Origin of the sequence: Thermogemmatispora sp. (genome assembly GCF_042408735.1) — a bacterium.
Taxonomy (GTDB): Bacteria; Chloroflexota; Ktedonobacteria; order Ktedonobacterales; family Ktedonobacteraceae; genus Thermogemmatispora.
Window position 1 is genome coordinate 21155 of sequence record NZ_JBHOQV010000136.1, and the last position, 21540, is coordinate 42694.

Annotated in this window: 15 protein-coding genes and 2 tRNA genes; 3 read left to right on the forward strand and 14 right to left on the reverse strand. The window is 60.6% G+C overall.

The genetic code is table 11. The annotated features are described in order from the left end of the window. Positions 1-24: 24 nt before the first annotated feature. On the forward strand, positions 25-978 hold the full coding sequence (murI, locus tag ACFMO7_RS14175) for a glutamate racemase (protein WP_376796142.1): 954 nt from the start codon (positions 25-27) through the stop codon (positions 976-978). A 5-nt stretch (positions 979-983) separates the two neighbouring features. Next, complete coding sequence (locus ACFMO7_RS14180; protein WP_376796143.1) at positions 984-1652, forward strand: hypothetical protein; 669 nt, start codon at positions 984-986, stop codon at positions 1650-1652. 383 nt (positions 1653-2035) lie between these two features. Here the strand turns inward: ACFMO7_RS14180 and ACFMO7_RS14185 are convergent, their stop codons facing one another. The 14 genes from ACFMO7_RS14185 to ACFMO7_RS14250 all read right to left on the reverse strand — a co-directional run bounded on the left by ACFMO7_RS14185 (position 2036) and on the right by ACFMO7_RS14250 (position 19940). Continuing rightward, entirely contained in the window at positions 2036-3433 is a 1398-nt protein-coding gene (locus ACFMO7_RS14185; protein WP_376796144.1) for an NADH-quinone oxidoreductase subunit H, read from the reverse strand. Between the two features lie 235 nt (positions 3434-3668). Then, entirely contained in the window at positions 3669-4820 is a 1152-nt protein-coding gene (locus ACFMO7_RS14190) for an NADH-quinone oxidoreductase subunit D (protein ID WP_376796145.1), read from the reverse strand. Between the two features lie 572 nt (positions 4821-5392). Then, positions 5393-6115 carry an NADH-quinone oxidoreductase subunit C gene (locus ACFMO7_RS14195; RefSeq protein ID WP_376796146.1) on the reverse strand — a complete coding sequence of 241 codons (723 nt, stop codon included), beginning with the start codon at positions 6113-6115 and terminating at the stop codon, positions 5393-5395. Continuing rightward, the gene (locus ACFMO7_RS14200) at positions 6106-6474 is read right to left on the reverse strand and encodes an NADH-quinone oxidoreductase subunit A (RefSeq protein WP_376796147.1); all 369 of its coding nucleotides are present in this window, start codon (positions 6472-6474) and stop codon (positions 6106-6108) included. The genes ACFMO7_RS14195 and ACFMO7_RS14200 overlap by 10 nt, the downstream gene beginning before the upstream one ends. 207 nt (positions 6475-6681) lie before the next feature. Beyond that, the gene (locus ACFMO7_RS14205; protein ID WP_376796148.1) at positions 6682-9384 is read right to left on the reverse strand and encodes a PP2C family protein-serine/threonine phosphatase; all 2703 of its coding nucleotides are present in this window, start codon (positions 9382-9384) and stop codon (positions 6682-6684) included. A 59-nt stretch (positions 9385-9443) separates the two neighbouring features. Next, entirely contained in the window at positions 9444-11111 is a 1668-nt protein-coding gene (locus ACFMO7_RS14210) for a protein kinase (RefSeq protein ID WP_376796149.1), read from the reverse strand. A gap of 499 nt (positions 11112-11610) precedes the next feature. Next, the gene (hisD, locus tag ACFMO7_RS14215; RefSeq protein ID WP_376796150.1) at positions 11611-12942 is read right to left on the reverse strand and encodes a histidinol dehydrogenase; all 1332 of its coding nucleotides are present in this window, start codon (positions 12940-12942) and stop codon (positions 11611-11613) included. Between the two features lie 80 nt (positions 12943-13022). Next, positions 13023-14783: an MFS transporter gene (locus ACFMO7_RS14220; RefSeq protein WP_376796151.1), complete on the reverse strand. Its 1761-nt coding sequence runs from the start codon at positions 14781-14783 to the stop codon at positions 13023-13025. 75 nt (positions 14784-14858) lie between these two features. Next, positions 14859-15707, reverse strand: a complete 849-nt coding sequence (gene recO / locus ACFMO7_RS14225) for a DNA repair protein RecO (RefSeq protein ID WP_376796152.1) — start codon at positions 15705-15707, stop codon at positions 14859-14861. 71 nt (positions 15708-15778) lie between these two features. Further along, positions 15779-15849: transfer RNA gene (locus tag ACFMO7_RS14230), tRNA-Cys, on the reverse strand. Between the two features lie 6 nt (positions 15850-15855). Beyond that, positions 15856-15930, reverse strand: a tRNA-Gly gene (locus tag ACFMO7_RS14235). A gap of 222 nt (positions 15931-16152) precedes the next feature. After that, positions 16153-16977, reverse strand: a complete 825-nt coding sequence (locus tag ACFMO7_RS14240) for a 16S rRNA (uracil(1498)-N(3))-methyltransferase (protein ID WP_376796153.1) — start codon at positions 16975-16977, stop codon at positions 16153-16155. Positions 16978-16986: 9 nt separating this feature from the next. Next, positions 16987-17907 (reverse strand): 50S ribosomal protein L11 methyltransferase, encoded by a 921-nt coding sequence (gene prmA / locus ACFMO7_RS14245; protein ID WP_376796154.1) that lies wholly within the window; start codon positions 17905-17907, stop codon positions 16987-16989. A 299-nt stretch (positions 17908-18206) separates the two neighbouring features. Further along, complete coding sequence (locus tag ACFMO7_RS14250; protein WP_376796155.1) at positions 18207-19940, reverse strand: methylmalonyl-CoA mutase; 1734 nt, start codon at positions 19938-19940, stop codon at positions 18207-18209. 219 nt (positions 19941-20159) lie between these two features. Here ACFMO7_RS14250 and ACFMO7_RS14255 point away from each other — a divergent pair, with 219 nt between their 5' ends. Continuing rightward, positions 20160-21518: an MFS transporter gene (locus tag ACFMO7_RS14255; protein ID WP_376796156.1), complete on the forward strand. Its 1359-nt coding sequence runs from the start codon at positions 20160-20162 to the stop codon at positions 21516-21518. The last annotated feature ends 22 nt before the right edge of the window (positions 21519-21540 follow it).

Sequence of the window (21540 nt, forward strand, 5' to 3'; positions counted from 1 at the left end):
TCAAAACGAACAAATAAAGGTACGTTGAGCGACCAGCCCCGAGACGCCCATTGCCCGCAGGCGGTAGAAGCTCAGCCCTCCGCGCCGCTGACGCCGTCGGCTCTTGAGGTAGGCCTGGCTAGCGCTCCGATCGGGGTCTTCGATTCGGGCGCCGGCGGGCTGACTATTCTCAAGGCTCTCCGGCAGGAGTTGCCCGGCGAGGACTACATCTACGTTGGCGATACCGCCCATTGCCCTTACGGCCTGCGCAGCGAGGCTGAGATTACCCAACTGGTCCTGGAAATTGGCCGCTTCCTGGTCGAACGTGGGGTGAAGCTGATCGTCGTTGCCTGCAACGCCGCCTCGCAAGCGGCCCTCGCCGCCCTGCGAGCAACCTTCCCCGTGCCGTTCGTGGGAGTGGTTCCCGCCGTAAAACCAGCGGCACGCCTGACACGCAAGGGGTCCATCGGAATCATCGCCACAAATCAGGCAGCTCGTTCACCTTATCTGCAACAGCTCATTGCCGACTTTGCTGGCGAGATCGAGACCTATGCTCACGGCTGCTCCGAGCTGGTGACGCTCGTCGAACGCGGAGAGCTGGATACACCGACAGCGGAGGAGACTGTGCGCCAGGCTCTGAGGCCAGTGCTCAGCAAGGATATCGATGTGCTGGTCCTGGGCTGCACGCACTTCCCCGCCCTGCGCCCTCTGATCGAGCGCGTGGTCGGCCCGGATGTCCAGGTCATCGACAGCGGTGCGGCTATCGCCCGCCGCACGCGCTCTGTGCTGGAAGCCTCTGGGCTACTGAAGCCGTCGACCCGGCAACAAGGCCAGGATCAGCCTGGCAGGCTCGGCACGTTGGAGGTCTGGTGCAGCGGTGACCCCGCTCCCTTCGGCCAGATCGCCTCCCGCATCCTCGGCTATCCCGTCTCGGTACGCCAGGCCAGCCAGCTCGCTCAGATAGCCAGTGCCGCCTCCCGTCAGGAAAGGGAAGGGTAATCGCGATGAATAGCCGCCGTCTGACTCAGGTGCTCAAAGAATACGCCGCCGGCTCTCAACCTGGTGAATTCAGGATGACTGATAGTGATTCTCTGCGCCTAAGGATCGCAAGACACGTTTCTACGGTTTTTGCTCCTTTTTCTATCTCTTTGCCGCTGGTAGCCCTGGTAGCGCTCTATCATAGCTCAGACCCGCGCCACGCCCTGACCTACGCCTTCATCACGCTTTTTTTCCTCAGCCTGGGCCCCCTGCTCTATATCGCCATCGGCGTCCAGACCGGTCGGCTCTCCGACCTGGATATCACGCGCCGCTCCGAGCGCACAGGCCCCTACCTGTTTTCTATCTCCTCGGCCACTGTCGGCCTCTTCGTCCTGCAGACGCTCCATGGTCCCTATAATTTGATGACGCTGCTGATCATTACGATCATAAGCGGCATCATAATGCTATTCATTACTCTCTGGTGGAAAATCAGCGTCCACGCCTCATCGATGGCCAGCGCCGCCACCCTGCTGACCGCCATGTACGGATCGGCGATGCTGCCGCTGTTCTTGCTGCTCGTCCTGGTGAGCTGGTCGCGCGTGGTCCTGCGCCGGCATACGGTGGCCCAGGTGACGATCGGCGCTCTCCTGAGCATCCTGCTCACGACGCTGATCCTCAGGCTGCGTGGACTCTAGGAGGACCCTGGCCCGGTCTGGAGAAAAAGGGCCAGGCCTGCGCTTCAGGGAGCGGTCGCTGTCCGTCCCCTCCGCTCTTCCTTCCCAGCCTGCCGTCGATAGGCGAGTGGCATCGAGGGAGAGAGACCGAGGCGCCAGGGCGGGGGGAGAAGAGAAGAAGTCATGCTCACTGTCGGGCAGAAGATCTGTCTGGCCGCACTCGGCTCGGACAGATCTTCTGCTCTGCGGCATCTCACAACATCAATCGAATTTCTGTCCGGATCACATTCCAGACCGCGGCCCTTCAAGCGAGAGAGAGGCCAGCCTGGCTCGGGGGCGGTGGCCTGCTGACCAGACTGGCAGACCGCTGCCGTCCAGGCCCCTGACCTCCCTCCCTCTTCGCTTTACCTGCCGCTGGTGGCTCCAGCGCTGGTCACGCTGGCTCGCTCTGGCTCGGGCAGGCGCGGAGCCGCGGGCGTGGCCGCCAGGGAGGCCAGACGCTGGCGAGCGCGAATGGCGGGAGCGACGGCGCGCCGCGTCGAGGCTGTTGTAGCCCGGCTCACAACCCAGAAGAAGCCGAAGAGCATCAGCCAGTTGACAACCCCCAGAACCACCAGGAAGACCAGATTCGAGGCTCCAAGGGCGTTCAGGACCAGGTAAAGAGCGCCGGTGAGAACGATGTTGACCAGGGTTGTGGGGATCAGGATCAGCCAGGCGAACTGCATCAGCTGATCAGCGCGCAGGCGCGGCAGGGTAGTTCGCACCCAGATGAAGACTCCACAGAGCAGGTAGATCTTGAGAATAAAGTAGAAGAGCGCCAGCAGATTGCCCAGGACCTGCCAGCCAATGGCCATGCCAGGCGCTGTCAGGAAGGCCACTCCTGGACCCGACCAGCCTCCGAGGAAAAGCATGGCCGTGATCGCCGAGACGATCGTCATGTTGCCATACTCGCCCAGGAAGAAGAGCGCCCAGCGCATCCCACTGTACTCGGTCAGATAGCCCGCCACCAGCTCCGACTCGGCCTCGGGCAGATCAAACGGCGAGCGATTCGTCTCCGCCAGGCCGCAGGTGTAGTAGATGAGCACCAGCAGGGGCTGCACCAGAATGAACCAGGCCCAGGGGGTAAAGCCCTCGAAGATGAAGTCCCAGACAGGGTTGCCCTTGCCTGGCCAATTCTGGGCCATCTGGAAATTCATGATGTCTTTAATAGCGATGGAGCCAATGCCGCCGTCGCGCAGGATGCTAGTCAGCATTACCACGCTGACCAGAGAGAGTACCAGCGGCAGCTCATAGGAGATCATTTGGGCCGCCGAGCGCAGGCCACCGATGAGGGCGTACTTGTTGTTCGAGCCCCAGCCCGCCATGATGACGCCCACCACGTCCAGCGAACTCATAGCGATCAGGTAAACAATGCCTGTCGCTAAAGGCACTCCTGGCAGACTAATATAAGGCGAGAACGGCAGCACGGCAAATGAGGCAATCACCGGGGCGAGGAAAACTGAAGGGGCCAGGATAAAGACAGCTTTATCGACTTTGCCAGCATGAATATCTTCTTTGAGCAGCAATTTGCCCACATCGGCCACAGTCTGCAACAGGCCCCACGGTCCCGTATGCAGCGGGCCATAGCGGTCCTGCATCCAGGCCATGACCTTGCGCTCGGCCAGGATGAGAATCACCGCGCTTGTCATGACGAAGCCAAAGATGGAAGCAAACGCCACCACGAACTGGAGAAACTCCCAAGAAAGGATGCCGTGGAGGAGCTGCTCCCACCAGACTTCGGCTATTACAACTCCACCGGACATAGGATACACTCCACTCTCTTACCTTGCATCAGAGCGCTCACGGGCAAGTTGTGCGCGCCCGCCTCTTTCCTACCTGTTTTTTTATTTGTCTTCGCCCATCACGAGCAGCCGGCCAGGTCGCTGGCTGGCGAGCAGCGAGAGCGACCCGGGCGAGCAGAGGTTCTGCCGGCCTTCCCAGAGGGGAGGTCCCTCCAGGGAAAGAGGGATAGGGCGGCCTTTCCCTTGCCCGCGTGCCTTAACGATCGACCTCTCCCAACACGATATCCAGGCTTCCCAGAATGGCCACGACATCGCTCATCTTATGGCCGCGCAGCAATTCCGGCAGGATCTGGAGATTGACAAAGGAAGGACCGCGGATCTTGGCCCGCCACGGATATTCACTTCCATCGCTGATAAAGTAGATCCCCAACTCCCCCTTGCTGCTTTCAATCGCAAAGTAGGTCTCACCGCGCGGCGGGCGGAGGGCGATCGGCGTCCGCGTAGAGATTGGCCCACCGGGGAGCTGATCGATCGCTACCCGTACCAGGCGCAGGCTCTCGGCCATCTCCTGCATGCGCACTCGATAACGGGCATAGCAGTCGCCTTCCTGGCGCACCTGGGGATTGACCTTGACCTCGCGATAGGCCATATAAGGGCGATTGACCCGCAGGTCCCAATTCACGCCACTCGCCCGCAGCATTGGGCCAGTCAGCCCATAGGCGATGGCTTGCTGAGCATCGACATAGCCAACGCCCTGAGTACGCGCCTCAAAGATCTCGTTTCCCGTGATGAGGGTTTCTAGCTCCTGCAGATTCTTTTCAAACTGATTGCACCAGGCTTCGCACTGCTGGAGCCAGCCCTTGGGGAAATCATGCAGGACACCGCCCACGCGCATATAGTTGACGTTAAAGCGGCTTCCCCCGAGGGCTTCGAAGAGCGAGAGAATGCCCTCGCGATCGCGGAAGGTCCACAGGATCGGCGTAAAGGCGCCCAGGTCCAGCAGATAGGTTCCAATGGCCACCAGATGGCTGGCGATACGCTGCAGCTCATTGGTGATCAGGCGAATATACTGCGCGCGGCGTGGCGGCTCGATTCCCATCAGCTGCTCGACCGCCCCAACGTAGGCGGTCTCGTTGAGCATGGGAGAGAGATAGTCGGCATTGTCCATATAGCGAATGCCGGCCATCACCGTGCGGTTCTCAAGGATCTTCTCAATGCCGCGATGGAGGTAGCCGATAACCGGCGTACAATCTACGACCGTCTCACCCTCTAAGGTGAGGACGAGACGCAGAACGCCGTGGGTGCTTGGGTGCTGCGGCCCCATGTTGAGAATCATCTCTTCGGAGCGCAGCTCACCGGGCGCTACCCCCTCGAGGGGTGGTCTATTTACACCTTGGTTGGTCGCCATAGCTTCCTCGCAGCTCTTTGGTCTCACTCAGCAGGTAGTAGAGATGGTCACCCTATGCTCCGCAACAGACAAGCAGGCTGCTACTGCCTCACCGCTTGTGGACCTGCCTTCCCCCATTCCCTTCCTCCTCCCCTCTCAGCCCAACAAGAGAACCACCCCAAGCCCCTGCCTCCATGGCACGAGCAGGCAGGATAGCGGACGAAGCTTGCCTTGCGGCAGACAGGCAGTCACCGCTGTGTCTCAACGGCGCCGCCTCCTGAAGAGGCGCAAACTAAAGTTGGCACTCCAGAGCAACGCCAGGAGCGCCGCCATTGCAGCGTAGAGAACACGGTTCGGATCGCTCTGCAAGCTTACATAAAAGACGATCGCCAGGCACCAGAAGGCGAGAGCGAGAAAGAGAGACCAAACCAGGCTCTGTAGCTCGGGCGCAGAACGACCCGCGAGCAAGCCGCCACCCTGTTCGGGCTGGCGTCCCGCACCCCGCGCAGGCTCAGGGCGCTCAAGGCTTCTGCCGGTCTCTGCTGAAGTTCTGGTTCCTCTGGCTCTCTTGCTGCGCCCTCTGCTGCTGGCCATCAGTGACTCTGGCCCTCCGTCGAACCCGAACGCGCCTCTCCCTCTTCTTCGTGTTCGTGAGCGTGGGAAGCATGGCCAAAGGTCGGCGTTCCTGGATGCAGGCGCTCTAGCTTGCCCTGACCAAACTTCTTCTGCACCACATGCTCAACTCCACGCTGCTGATACTGGCCAGCGACCGCCATGTTGGGATCGACCTGGGTCGTCGCCGGTGGCTTCACCGTCAGAGGCACCTGATGGAAGCTTTTGAGCAACGGGTACCCCTCAAAGTCATCGTCGAGCAGCATGCGCCGCAGGTCAGGGTGGCCGGTAAAGCGGATACCAAACAGATCGTAGGTCTCGCGTTCCAGCCAGTTGGCCGTCGGCCAGACCGAGACTACACTGTCGACCTCCGGCTTCTCGGCGTCCAGACGAACCTTGATCTGCAGGAGCGAGCCACGGGTGGTTGAACGCAGGTGATAGACCGTCTCCAGGTGGTCGAGCATGTCGACGCCAGAGATACAGCTGAGCAGGTCAAATCCCAGCTGATCACGGAGAAAACGACAGACGGCTACCAGATGTGCGCGATCGACTTCGATGCCCAGATAATTGCCTTTCATCACCCGCGGCACCACCGGCTGACCGGTAATCTGCGCTAGCGGCGCCAGATCACGCGCAAGCTCGGATAGCTCGTCGCTGTAGTCGGCGGCGCTCGGCATCTGCGAAACTCGCGGTACTATATCCATCGGATCACTCCCTTGCGCCAGGCATAGACCAGACCGAGCGCGAGCACAACAATGAAGAAGAGTATCTCAAAGAAGCCAAAGATACTCAAGCTCTTGAAGAGGACAGCCCAGGTGATGATAAAGACAATATCAACATCGAAAGCGACGAAGAGCAAGGCAAAAATGTAGAAGCCCAGCGGATACTGGACCCAGGCTGAGCCGATCGGAACCTCGCCCGACTCATAGGTCTGCAGCTTCTCCTGGGTCCTGCGTCTGGGAGCCAGCAGATTCGCGGCCGTCATGGTGACCAAAACAAAGGTGAAGCCGGCGGCCAGCAGAATCGCCGCATACAGATAACCTGTACTGGTAGTTATTGACACACGCCCTCCTCCAGCTGTCGGACCCTTATTTATGAAGGAAAAGAGGGTCAGAAGATGCTGCAAAGATTATAGCACAGGGTTGAACAGGCGACAAACTGACCGACTGGTCTCACCCTCTCTGAGCTAGCCAACCAGGCTGCCACCCAAAAGCAAAGGCCAGGAGAAGGGGTGCTTCTCCTGGCAGATCTGCGCTGCTGTGCTGCGATTTCAGCCCTGCGGTAAGGTCGGCAGAACAAACCGATCGGGCTGAGCCAGTACCTGTAAACGCGTCAGGCTTCTCGTCCGCGCTCCTGACACAAATTGCACCACGATGACAGAAATGTTGTCTTCCCCTCCGCCATCGAGCGCGAGCTGTACCAGGTCATCAACAAGCTGCTGAGGATCGGCGGGTTTGCGCAGGACGGCCTCGATATGGGGATCACGGGTCATATCCCAGAGGCCATCGGAGCAGAGCAGGAGTTTATCGCCAGGCCGCAGCTCTTCCTGGAAAGGATCCACTTCGACCACCGGCTTTTCCCCTAAACTGCGGTAGATCTGGTTGCGCTTCGGGTGGGTATAGATATCCTCGGGCTTGATGATGCCCGCTTCCACAAGGCTGGCTACGACCGAGTGGTCCTGCGTGACCTTCTTCAGACCCCTGCCCTCGCGATAGAGGTAGGTGCGACTGTCGCCGACGTTAGCCACGTAGGCCACGGAGCCGACGATCAGGGCCGTAGTCATCGTGGTGCCCATATCGGCATGCTCGCGCTGGTTCTGCTCATGGAGGGCCTGATTGGCCGACTGTACGCCCTCAACGAGTAGGCGCTGATAGTCGTTGCTGCTCAGCTCTCGCTCGCGTACGAGGGCCGGCAGCACGTAGTCGACAATAGTTTGAATGGCTAGACGGCTGGCGTCCTGCCCATTGGCATGGCCTCCCATGCCGTCGGCCACGACGAAGAAGCCCCAGGGCTGTACCTGGCCATCGAGACGCCTTCCACCGAGAATGGCCAGCAGGCTATCCTCGTTCGGCTTGTGGCGCCGTTTGATCCCCGGATCGGTGCGGTGGCCAACCAGCAGCTGGAAGCCGCTCGGGCGCTGTTTTCCTCTCATGACCTGGGCCTTGCCCTCGGCCGCCGCGGCGGCGGGAGCAACGATGGCCTGGGTCGGCTGCTCGCTGAGCGGGGGCAGAACGAACGTGGGCTGATCGCTGAGGGCGGGAGAAGGCGGAGGCGGCCCTGGGGGTTGGGGCGCAGCGGGGGCAGTAGTTGGGGTCTCGCTCGCCGAGGCCTCCCTCACGGCCATGGATGGTGCCGGGGGAGCCGCGATCTCCGGGGGCACCAGGGCCCGCAGGCGCAGCCCTGAGGTTGAGGGGGAGAGCAAGATGCCACACGAGGGACAATATTCGACCCCTCGGTTGACTGGTTGTCTGCAGTGTGGACACTGCAGCATGGTAACGCCTTCAGCTCCCAGCGTCGACGGCACTCCTCTTTCGTCCCTCTCTGTCAGACTCTGCTGGGGAGTGCTTGAGCCTGGAAGGACCAGTGGTTGCTGGGAGGCCGCCTGGGACTTCCTGGCCCTGGCTTGGCGCCGCTGGCGCTCGGCATCCAGGTCAGCCTGGCGCTTGGCCTCCTCCTCCTCCTTTCGAAAACGCTCCAACTCCTTGCGCCTCTTGACGCGCCCAACAGTGAGAGTGATGAGCAGAAGAATCAGTACGAGCAGCAATACGCCGCCCAGTCCGGCCCAGACAAGGAGGGGCAGGCCGAGGAAGTTGGCCGCGCTGTTGGTTCCCTGGGGCTGAGCCTGGCCGGCGGCTGGCGACGTCAGGCGCTGATCGATCAGTTGCAGGAATTGCTGGGCCCCCTGGAGCCGGTTCTGGCTCAGCGTGAGGACCTGCTGGAACTCGCCTTTAGCTTGCCCATATTGCTGGCCATAATAGTCCTGGATACCGGCCTTCCAGTGAACGAGAAGAGTATTGGGAGGCGCTACCAGCAGGTTGAACCTTCGCAGGAGGGCACTGACCTGACCGGCATCGCTGGTTTGGCCGCTAAGGATCTGTAAGCCAACGACCTGACCTCTCTGGTTGATGACAGGCATGCCCGCCTCCTGTCCTCCAACCGGTATCGCAACGGCAGTGCTCACGGGTCGCTCCTGCCCATCAATGAGCCTGGGAGTCAGGAAGGTCGGCGCCTGGCTGGCTTGAGCGGGCAAGCTTCCGCTGGCATCAGTAAGCTCCAGGCCAAAAGTCGTCATCTGCCCCGCCGAGGAGAGCGATGCCAGGTCGGCGTAAGGCAGAGTGTAGGGGCTATGGAAAGGTACCAGCACCAGGTCATGGGCACAGTTCAGTTCTGGCGGACAACTGCTGCCGCCGCTGGGAAGCAATGGGCTGCGATTGGAACAGGTCAATGGGGAACCTGCGCAGGTAATGTGCGTCAAGCGCATCCCCAGCCCGGTCGTACTGCTATAGATATCGATCGAGGCTAATTGATTCGGAAAGTTGCCGCCCGTACTGCCGCTGCTGGCACAAAGGGGTTGCCTGCTTACCAGATCACCATCGGTTAAAACCCAGGCGTTCAGATCGTCTGCTTCCCGCGGTTGCCAGCTTCTGACAAGCACCCCAAGGCCCGTACACTGAACACCAGGCAGGGCCTGGGCAGTCAACTCACCGCTCTCCACGGTCCCCATGAGGGGCTGCTGACCGCCGCTCGCCTGGCTGGGCAGGTAGGTCACGAGCAAACGTACGACCGCCGCTCCCACGAGATCGAGTGCCTGATTCTTCCCAACATCGACACTTCCACTCTCAGAAGCCGCGAAGGCAGCCACAGGCCACAGGAGCTGTAAGGCGATGAGAAGCGCGCCAAGCATGGGACCAAGCATAGGTAACAGCAGGCCGATGCCTTTCCTTTCCGCGGAACAGACGTGATACGTACTCATCGGCACTTTCTCCCTTACATCCAAAGCTGACGAAATGCGCCGAAGGAGCAATTGGTTCCTCATCGTCCTAACCTGGCTTGCAGGCGTTGTAACATGGCCTGAGCCGCTTGATTGGTTGGCATGGCGCCAACAACATAGCGGCACTCGCGCAGCGCATCGCCGAGCTTGTTCTCCCGCTCATAGACCTGGCTCAGGAGGAAGCGCGTCTGATGATCGGCAGGGTTAATGATGAGAACCTGCACAAAGCTCCGCTCCGCCAGGGGCAACTGATTCAGGCGCCAGGCTAGCTGACCGATCTCATAATGTAAGGCGGCGAGCAGGGCCGGGACCTTGGGGGCTAGCCGGAGAGCCTCCTGGAACTCCCGCAAGGCTGGTTCCAGCTGATTCAGGCGCTCATAGCACTGCGCAAGGCGCTGATGGGCCTCAAAGTCGTTGGGATTCAGGCGCAGCGACTGAGTATAAGCCGTGATAGCATCCCCAGGGCGCATGAGGATAAAATGATAGACGTCGCCAACCAGTTTATGCGTCTCAGCATCATTCGGATTGAGCTGGACCGAGCGATTGTAAGCCTGGATGGCCCGCTGGGGATCGGGGGGCTGTCGACGCGCAAAGACCTGTCCAAAGATCTTATGGACCAGGGCATTATTGGGTTCGAGCGCGTAAGCTTGTTGGACAGCCCCATAGGCCGCCTCGATCCGGCCTGCCTGCAATTGGGCTTGAGCCGAGAGGATGAGCTGCCCGGCAGGGCCTGTGGTCCCCCCTCCAACCGGCAGGGCCACCTGCCGCGGTGTCGACGGCGAGGCGGCTACCGTTGGCGGCACGCTGCTGGCCACTGGGGGCACTACCTTGACCGGCGGCAGGCTCAAAATGGCCCGCTCCATCTCCGCCGCACTCGACCAGCGCTGCTCAACATTCGGCGAAAGCGCCTTCATGATGACTTGCTCGAACTCGGGTGAGACATCAGGGCGCAGGCTTCTCACCGGTGGGAACGAGAAGATCGTCGGCCTGTTGTTAGCCGCATCGTGATGCGTCAGAAGACGATGGAGCGTCGCGCCCAAGGCATAAAGGTCGCTGCGCGGCTCCGGCATCCCATGCAGTTGCTCCGGCGGCGCATAGCCGATGGTCATGATAATGGTGGCCTGCCGCTGCGATTGAAACGTCCGTGCAATTCCAAAGTCAATCAGCTTGATTTCGTCGCGATCCGTGACCATGATGTTCGACGGCTTGAGGTCACGGAAGATAATCGGTGGATTCTGACGGTGCAGGTAGCTCAGAACGTTACAGATCTGCTGCGCCCAACTCCTGGCCCGCGCCTCGGGCACTCCGCGTGCCCCATTGACCCCCGCCACGTTCCCCTCCTCCTCCAGAACTTTGGCCAGCGTGCGCCCTTCGATAAAGTCCATCACCAAATAGTGGCGCCCCTCTTCCACAAAGAAGTCGCGTACGCGCGGGATACAGGGATGATTCAAATCTAGCAGCAAGGTGGCCTCTCGCTTGAACCACTCCACTGCCTGGCTCCGCTCGCTCTCGCTCTGAAAATCGTCCAGCATTTCCTTCACTGCACAGGGACGCTCAAAGCGCAGATCGATCGCGCGATACACAGCACCCATACCACCCGCTGCCACCAGGTGCTCAATTCTATAGCGTCCGTTCGATAGCAAGACCCCGGGGCTTAGGCGCATGACACCGGTCGCGGGCGCCTGAGCCGAGGCGTTCGCTGGCGTCACGCTCCCAGCTCCAGCCGCCGCTGCCGCCTCCGGAGGTGGGGGCAGCCGAGGACCGCTCTCGCCTTGCCCGCTTGAGGGTGTCGCTGCATTCCCGGCAGACACGACTTCTCTGGGATCAGAGTGATTGCTAGCCATCATTCCTTACACCGCTTCTTGATGCAGCCCTGAATTCGATCAAACAATAGAGATCGGCCCCCCTGCTCTTGCTCTTGCGCAGAGACATGCCTCACGTCTACAGTTTCCAGAGGTTCGCTAGCTGTGGGGTCAGCCCGTTCCCCACCTGGCTTGTAGCTTCCTGGCTCTCCAGGAAAAACGCTCCCTCGTTGCTCCTGGTGCTGGGCGCATTATAGCACATTTTCGCTGAACAGGAAGTAAGCTATTGTACTATCTCGATGTGAATTCGGCCCGGCTCCGTCTTCCGGTGAGGCACCCGCTCAAGAGGCAGCTCGCTCAGGCTCGGCCTCCCGTAGCGGGCGAGCTGCCCCCGCGTGGCGCCACCTCACTCCCCGGCTGCGGGCTGCGCTGGCAGCGGGCGGTCGGTGACGGCAGCCGCATGGGCAGGGAAACCCTCAAATTCGGCTAGCGTCCGTGTTGTCTCTTCTAACGCCTGATATCCGGTTGCCGTCACATAGGCTACGCCGGTGCGCTTCAAGAAATCGTGGACCGAGGTCGCTGAGAAGCTATGAGCGAAGCCGCCGGTCGGCAAAATGGCGTTGGTGCCCAGGCAATAGTTGCCGAGGCAGATAGGGGTAGAGGCTCCGATGAGAATCTCGCCCGCATTGCGCAGCCGCGTCAACAGGGCAAATGGCTCCCGGACCTGGACTTCGAGGTGCTCGGGAGCATACTCGTTGACGAAGGCCACGGCCTCGTCCAGGTCGCGCGTCAGAATAATCCCCCCTGTACCCCTCTCCTCCTCCAGGACGGCGCGGCAGAAAGCTCGCCGCCATTCGGGCAGGGCCTCTATCCTGGCCGGCAAGCGTTGCCGGACCGCTTCCGCCAGGGAGCGAGCGGGTGTGACCAGCAGGCTGGAGGAATCGGGACCATGCTCGGCCTCGATCAGGAGATCGCGCGCGACCAGCTCGGGGTCAGCACTCTCATCAGCCAGGAGAATGGCCTCGCTCGGTCCCGCCGGCAATCCCACGTCGACGACGCCATAGAGCAGCCGCTTGGCAGCCGCCACATAGCCACTGCCAGGCCCTGTAATCTTATGCACCCGCGGGATGGTCTCGGTTCCGTAAGCCAGGGCTGCAATGGCCTGAGCTCCGCCAACGCGATAGATCTCGTGCACACCGCAGAGGTCGGCAGCTACGAGCGAGGCGGCATCGATCTCGCCATCCGGCCCCGGAGGGGTACAGACCACGATCCGCGGGACGCCCGCAATGCTGGCAGGAGCGGCCAGCATGTACATGACCGATGGGAAGGCCCCTTTGCCACGCGGCACGTAGAGACCCACGCTGCTGATCGGTGTGACTAGCTCTCCGGCCATTACTCCCGGCATCACTTGCGTATACCACTGCTCTTGAGGCAGTTGCCGCTGATGAAAGACCTTGACATTGCGGATGGCCTGCTCAAGCGCCGCACGTACGCGGCTATCGAGTTGGCGATGCGCGCGCTCAATCTCCTCTGGGCTTACCCGCAGACGCTCCGCGCTCAGCGTGACGCCGTCAAAGCGCCTTGTATACTCCAGAACAGCCGCATCGCCACGCACACGCACGTCTTCTACGATCGGGCGCACGCGCTCGGTAATCTCTTCAATACGCAGCTCAGCTCGACGCAAGAGGCGCCGGCGCTGAGCTGGATCCATCGTCGCCAGCTCGTAAAAATGTACCATTACCTACCAGACTCCCCTGAAAAGATTACTTGCTTGATCTTGCTGCGCTGAGGAGAGCGCTTGCCAGGTTTCTCCCTCAGTCAGGCCATCGCAGCCCTTGAGCGTTGCGCCCGAGCGAGCGCGTCGGCCCGCTGCGCGGCAGCAACATCGCCTTTCATCCAGCGCGCCCCAAAGATACCGACCAGTCCGGCCAGGGCCAGCATCGGCACACAGGTCACCAGGAGGGCCAGGCGTAGATCCTGGCCAGCCACATCGTGCATGAAGTGGCCGCCATGGGTTGGGTCAAAACTCTGTGCCAGGACGCCAATCAGCGAGGGCGCAAAGGCATCGCCTAGCAGGTGGGCCAGCAGCAGGGCCAGGGCAACCGCCGAAGCGCGCAACGCAGAAGGCACCGTGTCTTGAATGGCCGCCGTGCATGGTCCATTATAAAGCAAGATGAGCATGGCTGTGATAAAGAAAAAGACCATGAAGGCGGTAGTACTATGAACCGTCACCGCCAGGGCAAAGCACGGCGCGCAGAGCAAAAAGCCGATGCCACAGACAAGGATGCGGGCCCCCGGATGGAAAGTGTTGAGGATATCCGCCAGGTAACCGCCAATGATCATACCAGCAATGCCAGCAATGACCACCACTACGCCCGAGAGGGTGGCCGACTGGGCCACTGTCAATCCCAGGGTGTCCTTCTGATGCAGGTAGATCGGTAAGAAGGTAACGCTGGCCCCCTGAGCGTAGAAGGCAAAGACCTGGATCAGCGTCAGAACCACAAGGCTGCGAATCCTCAACAGGGAAGTGAAGTCTCTCCAGAGCTGCCGTCCAGGAACAGAGAAAGATAGCCCTTCTTCGGCGGGGGCAGCGGAAGACGCCGCCTCCCTCCCCTCAAGAGATGCGGTCTCTGGCTCACCCGCTCCACTGACAGCCGCTCGCCCTTCCAGGCGACCACCCTGCCAGCGACGCACGAATAGGAGGCCCCCAATAGCCAGCAGGGCAATGACCACGACCAGCACCAGGCCGATCAAGATAAAGGTCAGGGCAACGCCCCAGTTCTTGAGCACCAGGCCGCTGACGATTCCGCCCACGATAAAGCCCCCCCACAGATAGATCAGGGCGTTCATGACAGATTTCAGGTGCACCTGCACCAGCGAGGTTTCGGCCTTCGCCTCCTCCGCCTCTCGCGGGCGGTCCAGCCGCTCTGCCTCCGCCTCTTCTTGCTCATCGGCCTCGTTGCGCCGCGGCTCGCGCAGGCGCCAGGCCAGAAAGGCCAGCAAGAGGCCCGGAACCCCAGAGATCAGAAATGCGAGCCGCCAGCTTCCTTTTCCCAGTCCGGCGATGAAGCCGCCAAGGACAAAGCCTACCATCAGGCCAATCAGCGACCCAACCCCCCAGCGACTCATGATCTGCGCTCGCTTCTTACGACTATAGTAGTCGCTCAGCAAAGCTGTACCCGCCGGATAGTAGCCGGCTTCCCCAATACCTAAAACCATGCGCGAGAGGAAGAGAGCGATAAAGTTGCTGGCCAGAGCAGTCAAAGCGGTGGCCAGACTCCAAATGGCCACACAGAGCGCCACCACGTTCTTGCGTCGCGTACGATCAGCCCAGATGCCAAAGGGCAGCGTTCCAAGGGTATAGACAATCAGAAAGGCCGAGGCGATGTAGCCTAGCTGGTCAAGACCAAGTCCCAGCTCCTGCCCAATTGTCGTAGAGGCCCCTGTGAAGACATAACGATCCATGTAGTTGAGGAAATTAATGGAGAACATGATTGCGAAGGCATAGGTCGCATAGCCCGAGGCACGGCGTTTGGAGGCCCCCAGGTCGGCACTGACGGAGGGAGCGAATGGTTCCATGTAAGACCTCCTCGCAGGGAGATAGGCAGAGCAGCCGAACGACAACCGTAAAGGGACTGACCTGAGCACACTCTATCACAGATTCTGGGCCGAGGGAAGGGTGGAACCATCAGGATTTCGCTCCAGGCGCAGCATTTCAAGAAAACTCCAGGTTTTTAAATCACGCTCTAGATGAAAGCGGAGGAGATCATGCATTACGCGCTCGATCTCTAGAAGCAAAGGGGCATTGAGGCGCCAACGAGGCACGGCCTGCCACTCGCTGCGCTGCAGCACGCGCAGCACGTGCAAGGCTTTGACGGAGAGCGGGCGGCTCCAGAGGCGGGAGCAGCGGGGACAGAGGGCACCGCCCAGGGAGGGGGAGAAACCGTTTTGCTCTGGACGCAGTTCGGCAGCACAGTGGGCGCAGGAGCGAAAGGCTGGCTCGTAGCCAACCTGGCTTAAAAGATGGATCTCAAAGTAGCGCAGGAGCAACTGAGAGAGGGGATGCAAGGAATCCTCCGCCGTTCTATCGGCCTGCTGCTTGTGGAGCAGAGCCGCATCGGCATCGAGGGCACGCAGCATTTCCAGCATGAGAAAGTAAACCCTGGTATGTTGCGTATGCTCCTCTAGAAAGCGGTCCACAAGCTCGGCCAGATAGAAACCGCAGGTCATGTGCCACTGACTTGTACGCAGGTCGAGGAAGCTTTCGCGGCCCTCTGCCTGGGTCACAATATCCAGATCACGCCCAAGAGCGAGCTGCAACTGACTGTGACAGAGGAGTTCCAGATGGCCGGCAAGCTTACTTGTCGGGCGCCGTACCCCTTTGGCCACCGCCTGCATTTTCCCCTGCGCGGGAGTGAGGAGGGTCACAATGCGATCTGCCTCGCCGAGGTTGATCCGCTTGAGGACAATCGCCCTGGTGGAGTAGCTACGCTGCTGTCGCATGCGCTGGAGTCCTTAGCAACAAAAAAGACGTGACTGCTTTACAGCACGCCTTCTATGAAGAGAAGAGGAGGAGGCGACGAGCGGATTCGAACCGCTGATCGGGCTTTTGCAGAGCCCTGCCTTACCACTTGGCCACGTCGCCACACCTTGGAGCGGGAGACGGGATTCGAACCCGCGACATCTTCCTTGGCAAGGAAGCGCTCTACCACTGAGCCACTCCCGCATGTCGGGTTAGAGAGGAGTTCTCTAACCTTGTGCCATTAAGATAGCACAACTCTGGTGATTTGTCAACAGGTTTTGGCCCAGATTCCAAAAATTTCTGGTCCTTCTGTCGCCAGAGCGAGCCGCCACCTGGGGCGAGCGGGGAGGGCAAGCCGTTCGTTGGAGGGAGGAGAGATGCGACCTGGAGCGAGCGAGCGGAAGGGGTGCAGGCGCCTTCCTGTCTTTAATCGCGGCGCTGGCTCTCCTGAGCGGGCTGCTCCTGGTCATCGTGGTCATCCTCGTACTCGTAGAGCAGATTGGCGGCAGCGACCAGAGCTGCCGTTTCGGCGCGGAGAATGCGGGGACCAAGCGAGACAATGAGCGCCCCATGCTGGCGAGCCAGCGCCACTTCTTCGGGGGTCAGCCCTCCCTCGGGTCCGATAAAGAGGGCCACTGTTACTGGGCCTCTCAGGAGGGCCTGTCGCACTTGCCGCCGACGAGAGTGCAGGGCCGAACGCATACTGAGCTTTCTCTCCTGCTCCCATGCCATCACCTTCAAGGCGTCGGCCGGAAGCCCGGCCAGAGCCTGGGGAAGGCTGCAGGCAGGTAGCAGGTCGGGGATACGCGCCCTGCCACATTGCTCGGCCGCTTCCTGCAGAATCCGTCGCCAGCGCTGGACCTTCGTCGGTCCGAGCGTCTCGAGGCCAGCCTGCGATCGCTGGCAGCGTAGCGGTACAAAGGCACTGACTCCCAGTTCTGTCCCTTTCTCCAGCACCCATTCGAAGCGGGCCGACTTGAGCATTCCCTGGTAGAGGATCAGCCGGAGACAGCTCTCGTCGCTGCCCCGACGCCGCTCGAGGATCTCTACTTCAACGCCGGTGCGCCCAGCGTGGACGATCCTTGCCTCGATCTCGTCGCCGCTGTTATCGAGCAGCACCACATGCTCAGCGGGGGTGAGCCGCAAGACATCGCGCACCTGATGAGCCACTGCCGCTGGCAACATGAGCCTGCGCAACGGCGACTGACTGGCCTGAGCCAATACATCGGGCGAGACAAAGAAACGGTGCATGATGGCCTGTCAGGCTGGCTTACGCATGACGAAGAGCAGCCAATCGTCGGTCTGGACAGTGGCCACTGGGACGAGTCCAGCCTCGTTGAGAGCCTGCTCGACCTTCTGACGATGTTCTTGCAGGACACCGCTGGCCAGCAGCAGCCCACCAGGCGCCAGCACGCTGGCCATCAACGAGGCCAATGAGCAGATCACACCCGCCAGAATGTTCACCACGAGCAGATGATAGCGGCCGGCTAAGGCCAGGCTCCGCTCTTGATCCAGGGTTCCATGAATGACTCGAATGCGCTCGCTAAGACGATTGCGCTCCACGTTCTCACGGGCACTGGCCACCGCTACATCGCTGATATCGTAGGCATCAACCTCAGCGGCACCCAGAAGGGCGGCAGCAAGCGCCAGAATACCCGAGCCGGTTCCCAGGTCGAGTACGCGCATTCCTGGCTGAACACGCTTCTCCAGCTCTTCGAGGCACATCCTGGTTGTCGGGTGCAAGCCTGTGCCAAAGGCCATGCCCGGATCAAGCGTCATGACGACCTCACCTTCGGCCGGCGTGTACTGGCGCCACGAAGGGCAGATGACTAGGCGTCGGCCAATATGGGTGACATGATAGGACTCCTTCCAGGCAGTAGCCCAGTCTTCTTCACGGATCAGACGGGTCTCTAGCTCTCCAACCAGCCCGGCCCCGATACTGGCAAGGTGCCATAGTCCCTCGGCAATGCGCTGCTGGGCTTCCTCCTCTTTGCCATCGACGGCCAGATAGGCATGAACTTTCACGGGATGGCCGGGGAGAATGCGATATTCCTGGCCGTCATCAAGCAGCTCAATTGGCTCTTCAATGGCCACTCCCCCATGCGTATAGCGCATGAGAAGTTCGCTGACGGACTCAACCGCCTCTGGGTGCGCCTGCACCGTTAATTCTATCCACTGCATCTCATCTCGATCCTCACCTTCATCGGGTAACGCCCTCTCGCCCTTATCCCAAGGGTTGCGCGATATTCTATTATGCCATCAGCACAGCGCGCGCGCAACGCGCAGCTCCTCGTCTGGGCGGATCGGGCGAAAGGCCGAAGACTGCCACTGGCCCGCTCGGCCCGACCCTCTGGTCCCCAGGGACTGGTCGGCGGCGGAGCAGTCGGCAGTCTCCGCCCCCTTTCGGCTCTTCTGCCGCGCTGGCCGGGCCAGGCTTCAAAGGCCGGTAGCTGTCTGGCCTTCGCTTTTGACCTATCTCGCTAAAAGACCGCCGGCTCGGTATACTCTCCAAAGACCGAGCGGAAGACATCCATGATCTCGCCCAAAGTGGCGTAGGCTTTCACCGCCTCAATGATGGCCGGCATCGTGTTCTCTGTCCCCTCGGCCGCGCGTCGCAGGTTGTCGAGAGCCTTTCTCACCGCCGCTTGATCTCTCTCTCGGCGTACACGGTTCAGGCGTTCCAGGTGCACACGCTCCCCCTCACGATCGATATAGAGGGTGGGCACTTTCATCTCTTCTTCCATTACATACTCATTGACGCCGACAATGATGCGCCTGCGCTGTTCGATCTCCTGCTGATAACGATAGGCCGATTCGGCGATCTCGCGCTGGAAGAAGCCGTTCTGAATGCAGGCCAGCACTCCTCCCAGCTCCTCGATACGCCTGATATATTCCCAGGCGGCCTGCTCGGTCTCATCGGTCAGCTTCTCGACGAAGTAGGAGCCTCCGAGAGGGTCAACCGTGTTGGCGACGCCGCTCTCATAGGCGATGATCTGTTGAGTGCGCAGGGCAATCAGGGCGGCCTTCTCTGTGGGCAGGGCCAGCGCTTCGTCGAGGGAGTTGGTGTGCAGCGATTGCGTGCCACCAAGCACGGCGGCCAGTGCCTGGATGGTTGTGCGCACGATGTTGTTCTCGGGCTGTTGAGCGGTAAGGGAGACTCCCGCCGTTTGCGCATGACAGCGCAGGAGCCAGGAGCGCGGATTTTTGGCTCCGTAGCGCTCTCGCATGAGCTTCGCCCAGATGCGACGCGCCGCGCGGAATTTGGCGATCTCTTCAAAGAAGTCATTATGGACATCGAAGAAGAAGGAGAGCCGCGGCGCGAATTCGTCGATCTTTAGACCACGCTGGAGCGCCGCTTCGACATAGGTCATGCCGTTGGCGATGGTGAAGGCCAGCTCCTGGACAGCGGTGGCACCGGCCTCACGGATATGGTAGCCGCTGATGCTGACCGTGTTCCAGCGCGGCATGTGGCGCGCCCCAAATTCGATGGTGTCGACCACGAGACGCAGCGACGGCTCGGGGGGGAAGAGAAATTCTTTCTGGGCAATGTATTCTTTCAGAATATCGTTCTGCAGGGTCCCTCCCAGTTTCTCACGCGGATAGCCCTGCTTCTCGGCGTTGACAATGTACATAGCCCAGATGACTGCCGCCGGGCTGTTGATGGTCATGGAGGTGGTAATGCGATCCAGCGGGAGATCTCTAAAGAGGATTTCCATGTCGGCCAGTGAGGAGACCGCCACGCCGCATTTGCCAAATTCTCCGGCGGCCATCGGGTGATCTGTGTCGTAGCCGTAGAGCGTGGGCATGTCAAAGGCCGTCGATAGTCCTGTCTGACCCTGCTGCAGCAGATATTTGAAGCGCGCGTTCGTATCTTCAGCCGTGCCGAAGCCGGCGAACATTCGCATGGTCCACGGTTTGGCCCGGTACATTGTCGGCTGGACGCCGCGGGTAAAGGGATATTCCCCGGGCAGACCAATATCGCGCATGTAATCCAGATGGGCCACATCCAGCGGGGTGTAGATGCGCTTGATAGGCACGCTGGAGGTGGTCATCAGGTGCTCCCGCTCCGGCATACGCTCAAGTGAGTGCCTGAGCGTGGTCTCTTCCCAGCGCCGTTGCTCGGCTGCCAGCCGTTCAAGTTCAGCCTTATCAAAGAGGGTTCCCTGTACAAGACGGGGTTCCTTACCAATATCCACGGATTCCTGGTCTAGCATGCCGCTCACTCCTCTTCATCGAGAACCCTGCGGGACGGCCTGGGCCGTTGACATCGCCGTCCCCCGGGACGATTTCCACAGTTGTATTGTACCATAGTTGTGGCCCTCCTAATGGCTCACTCCCCTTCGAGCGGCGCCTTGTTCTTCCTCTATTATTAGCTATCTTATTAGCTATCTCTCTCCCACCGGTTCATGCTACACTTAGTTTGGAGGGATGTTATGAAACAGGCCAGGCAGAAAGCGAACGATGGCTTGAGCCGTGCAGTTACCCTGTCAGAAGAGCAGGTCGTCGCCGTGCCAGCGGCAGGGCGCGATCTTTTCCTGGTCAGTACGGCTCATGCATTTATTCATGCTATTACAGTTTTGATGCCTCTCGTCTACCCCCTTATCCAGCAGGAGTACCATCTCAGCTACACTCAGATCGGTCTGGTGGTGGCGCTTCCCAACGCCCTCGGTGGCTTCTTCCAGGTGGCCTTCGGCCTGGTCAGCCGCTACGTTCTGCGCAAGGTGTTGCTCGGAGTCGGCGCTATCCTTGGTGGCCTGAGTACCCTGCTCACTGGTACGATCAACGGCTTCTGGCCCTTGATGACCTGGAGTACCGCCTTTCGTCTGGCCACGGCTCCTCAGCATCCAGTCGGTAGCTCTTATCTGACCGATCGCTACGGCCAGCGCCGGCACGGCTATGCTCTGGCCTGGCATATCGCCGGCGGCAATATCGGAACACTGGCGGTCCCCCTCATTGCCGGTCCTTTGCTCGGCCTCTGGGGCTGGCGCCCTTTGCTCTACGTGGCCGCTCTGCCAGGTATCCTGGTCGGCATCGCTATCCTGATTCTGCTTGAAGAGCGTGGCTCACTCGATCGGCGCAGCCGGACACGGAAAGGCAGGACAGAGACGGCTCAACGATCAAGCAGCAGCCTTCCTGCAGATGGACATCAGGGACGGCTCCAGGCCAGACAGGAACTGCTGCAGGCTGGTAAGAGTCTGCTGCTGCCGCTGCGCAATCGGACCCTTCTGATTATTATGGCGGTCTCGATTATCGCCGCCGGGGGGCGCGGCCTGGGCAATGTCACGACCTATGTTCCTCTCTATTTACAGAATGTGCGCCAGATCGATAGCCGCCTTCAGGGCTTCCTTTTGACCTTGTTGCTTCTCGGTAGCGTGATTGGTCCGCTGCTTGGCGGACGGCTCTCTGACCGCCTGGGGCGCCGCCCTATGCTCTACCTGTTCTATGGCGCTTCGGCTGCGACGACGTTCCTCTTTATCGAGGTCGCTCGTCCGGGAATGCCCTTCTGGCTTATCCCCCCGGCTTTGTTGCTGATGGGCCTGGCCGTCTACGCCGAGGCCCCTCTGCTTCAGGCTTATCTGGCCGATTCGGCCAGTCGCGATTTGCGCGATAATGCTTTCAGCCTGTATTTCGCGCTCGCCTTTGGCGTCGGCTCGGCCTGGGGCGGCATCATCGGCTGGCTTATCGATCGGTTCGGCTTCCAGCTTGCCTTTATAGTGATGGCCGCTTCCTACCTCCTGGCCGGCTGCCTGTTGACCCTGATCCGCCAGAAACCAACGGCCAGTCAGGTATGAGCGCCCCTTCCAGCCTTTGCTC

Coding starts and splice junctions, on each gene's coding strand:
- ACFMO7_RS14180 (WP_376796143.1), top strand. CDS start 984: ATGAATAGCCGCCGTCTGACTCAGGTGCTCAAAGAATACGCCGCCGGC.
- ACFMO7_RS14185 (WP_376796144.1), bottom strand. CDS start 3,433: ATGTCCGGTGGAGTTGTAATAGCCGAAGTCTGGTGGGAGCAGCTCCTC.
- ACFMO7_RS14190 (WP_376796145.1), bottom strand. CDS start 4,820: ATGGCGACCAACCAAGGTGTAAATAGACCACCCCTCGAGGGGGTAGCG.
- ACFMO7_RS14195 (WP_376796146.1), bottom strand. CDS start 6,115: ATGGATATAGTACCGCGAGTTTCGCAGATGCCGAGCGCCGCCGACTAC.
- ACFMO7_RS14205 (WP_376796148.1), bottom strand. CDS start 9,384: ATGAGTACGTATCACGTCTGTTCCGCGGAAAGGAAAGGCATCGGCCTG.
- hisD (WP_376796150.1), bottom strand. CDS start 12,942: ATGGTACATTTTTACGAGCTGGCGACGATGGATCCAGCTCAGCGCCGG.
- ACFMO7_RS14220 (WP_376796151.1), bottom strand. CDS start 14,783: ATGGAACCATTCGCTCCCTCCGTCAGTGCCGACCTGGGGGCCTCCAAA.
- recO (WP_376796152.1), bottom strand. CDS start 15,707: ATGCGACAGCAGCGTAGCTACTCCACCAGGGCGATTGTCCTCAAGCGG.
- ACFMO7_RS14240 (WP_376796153.1), bottom strand. CDS start 16,977: ATGCACCGTTTCTTTGTCTCGCCCGATGTATTGGCTCAGGCCAGTCAG.
- prmA (WP_376796154.1), bottom strand. CDS start 17,907: ATGCAGTGGATAGAATTAACGGTGCAGGCGCACCCAGAGGCGGTTGAG.
- ACFMO7_RS14250 (WP_376796155.1), bottom strand. CDS start 19,940: ATGCTAGACCAGGAATCCGTGGATATTGGTAAGGAACCCCGTCTTGTA.
- ACFMO7_RS14255 (WP_376796156.1), top strand. CDS start 20,160: ATGAAACAGGCCAGGCAGAAAGCGAACGATGGCTTGAGCCGTGCAGTT.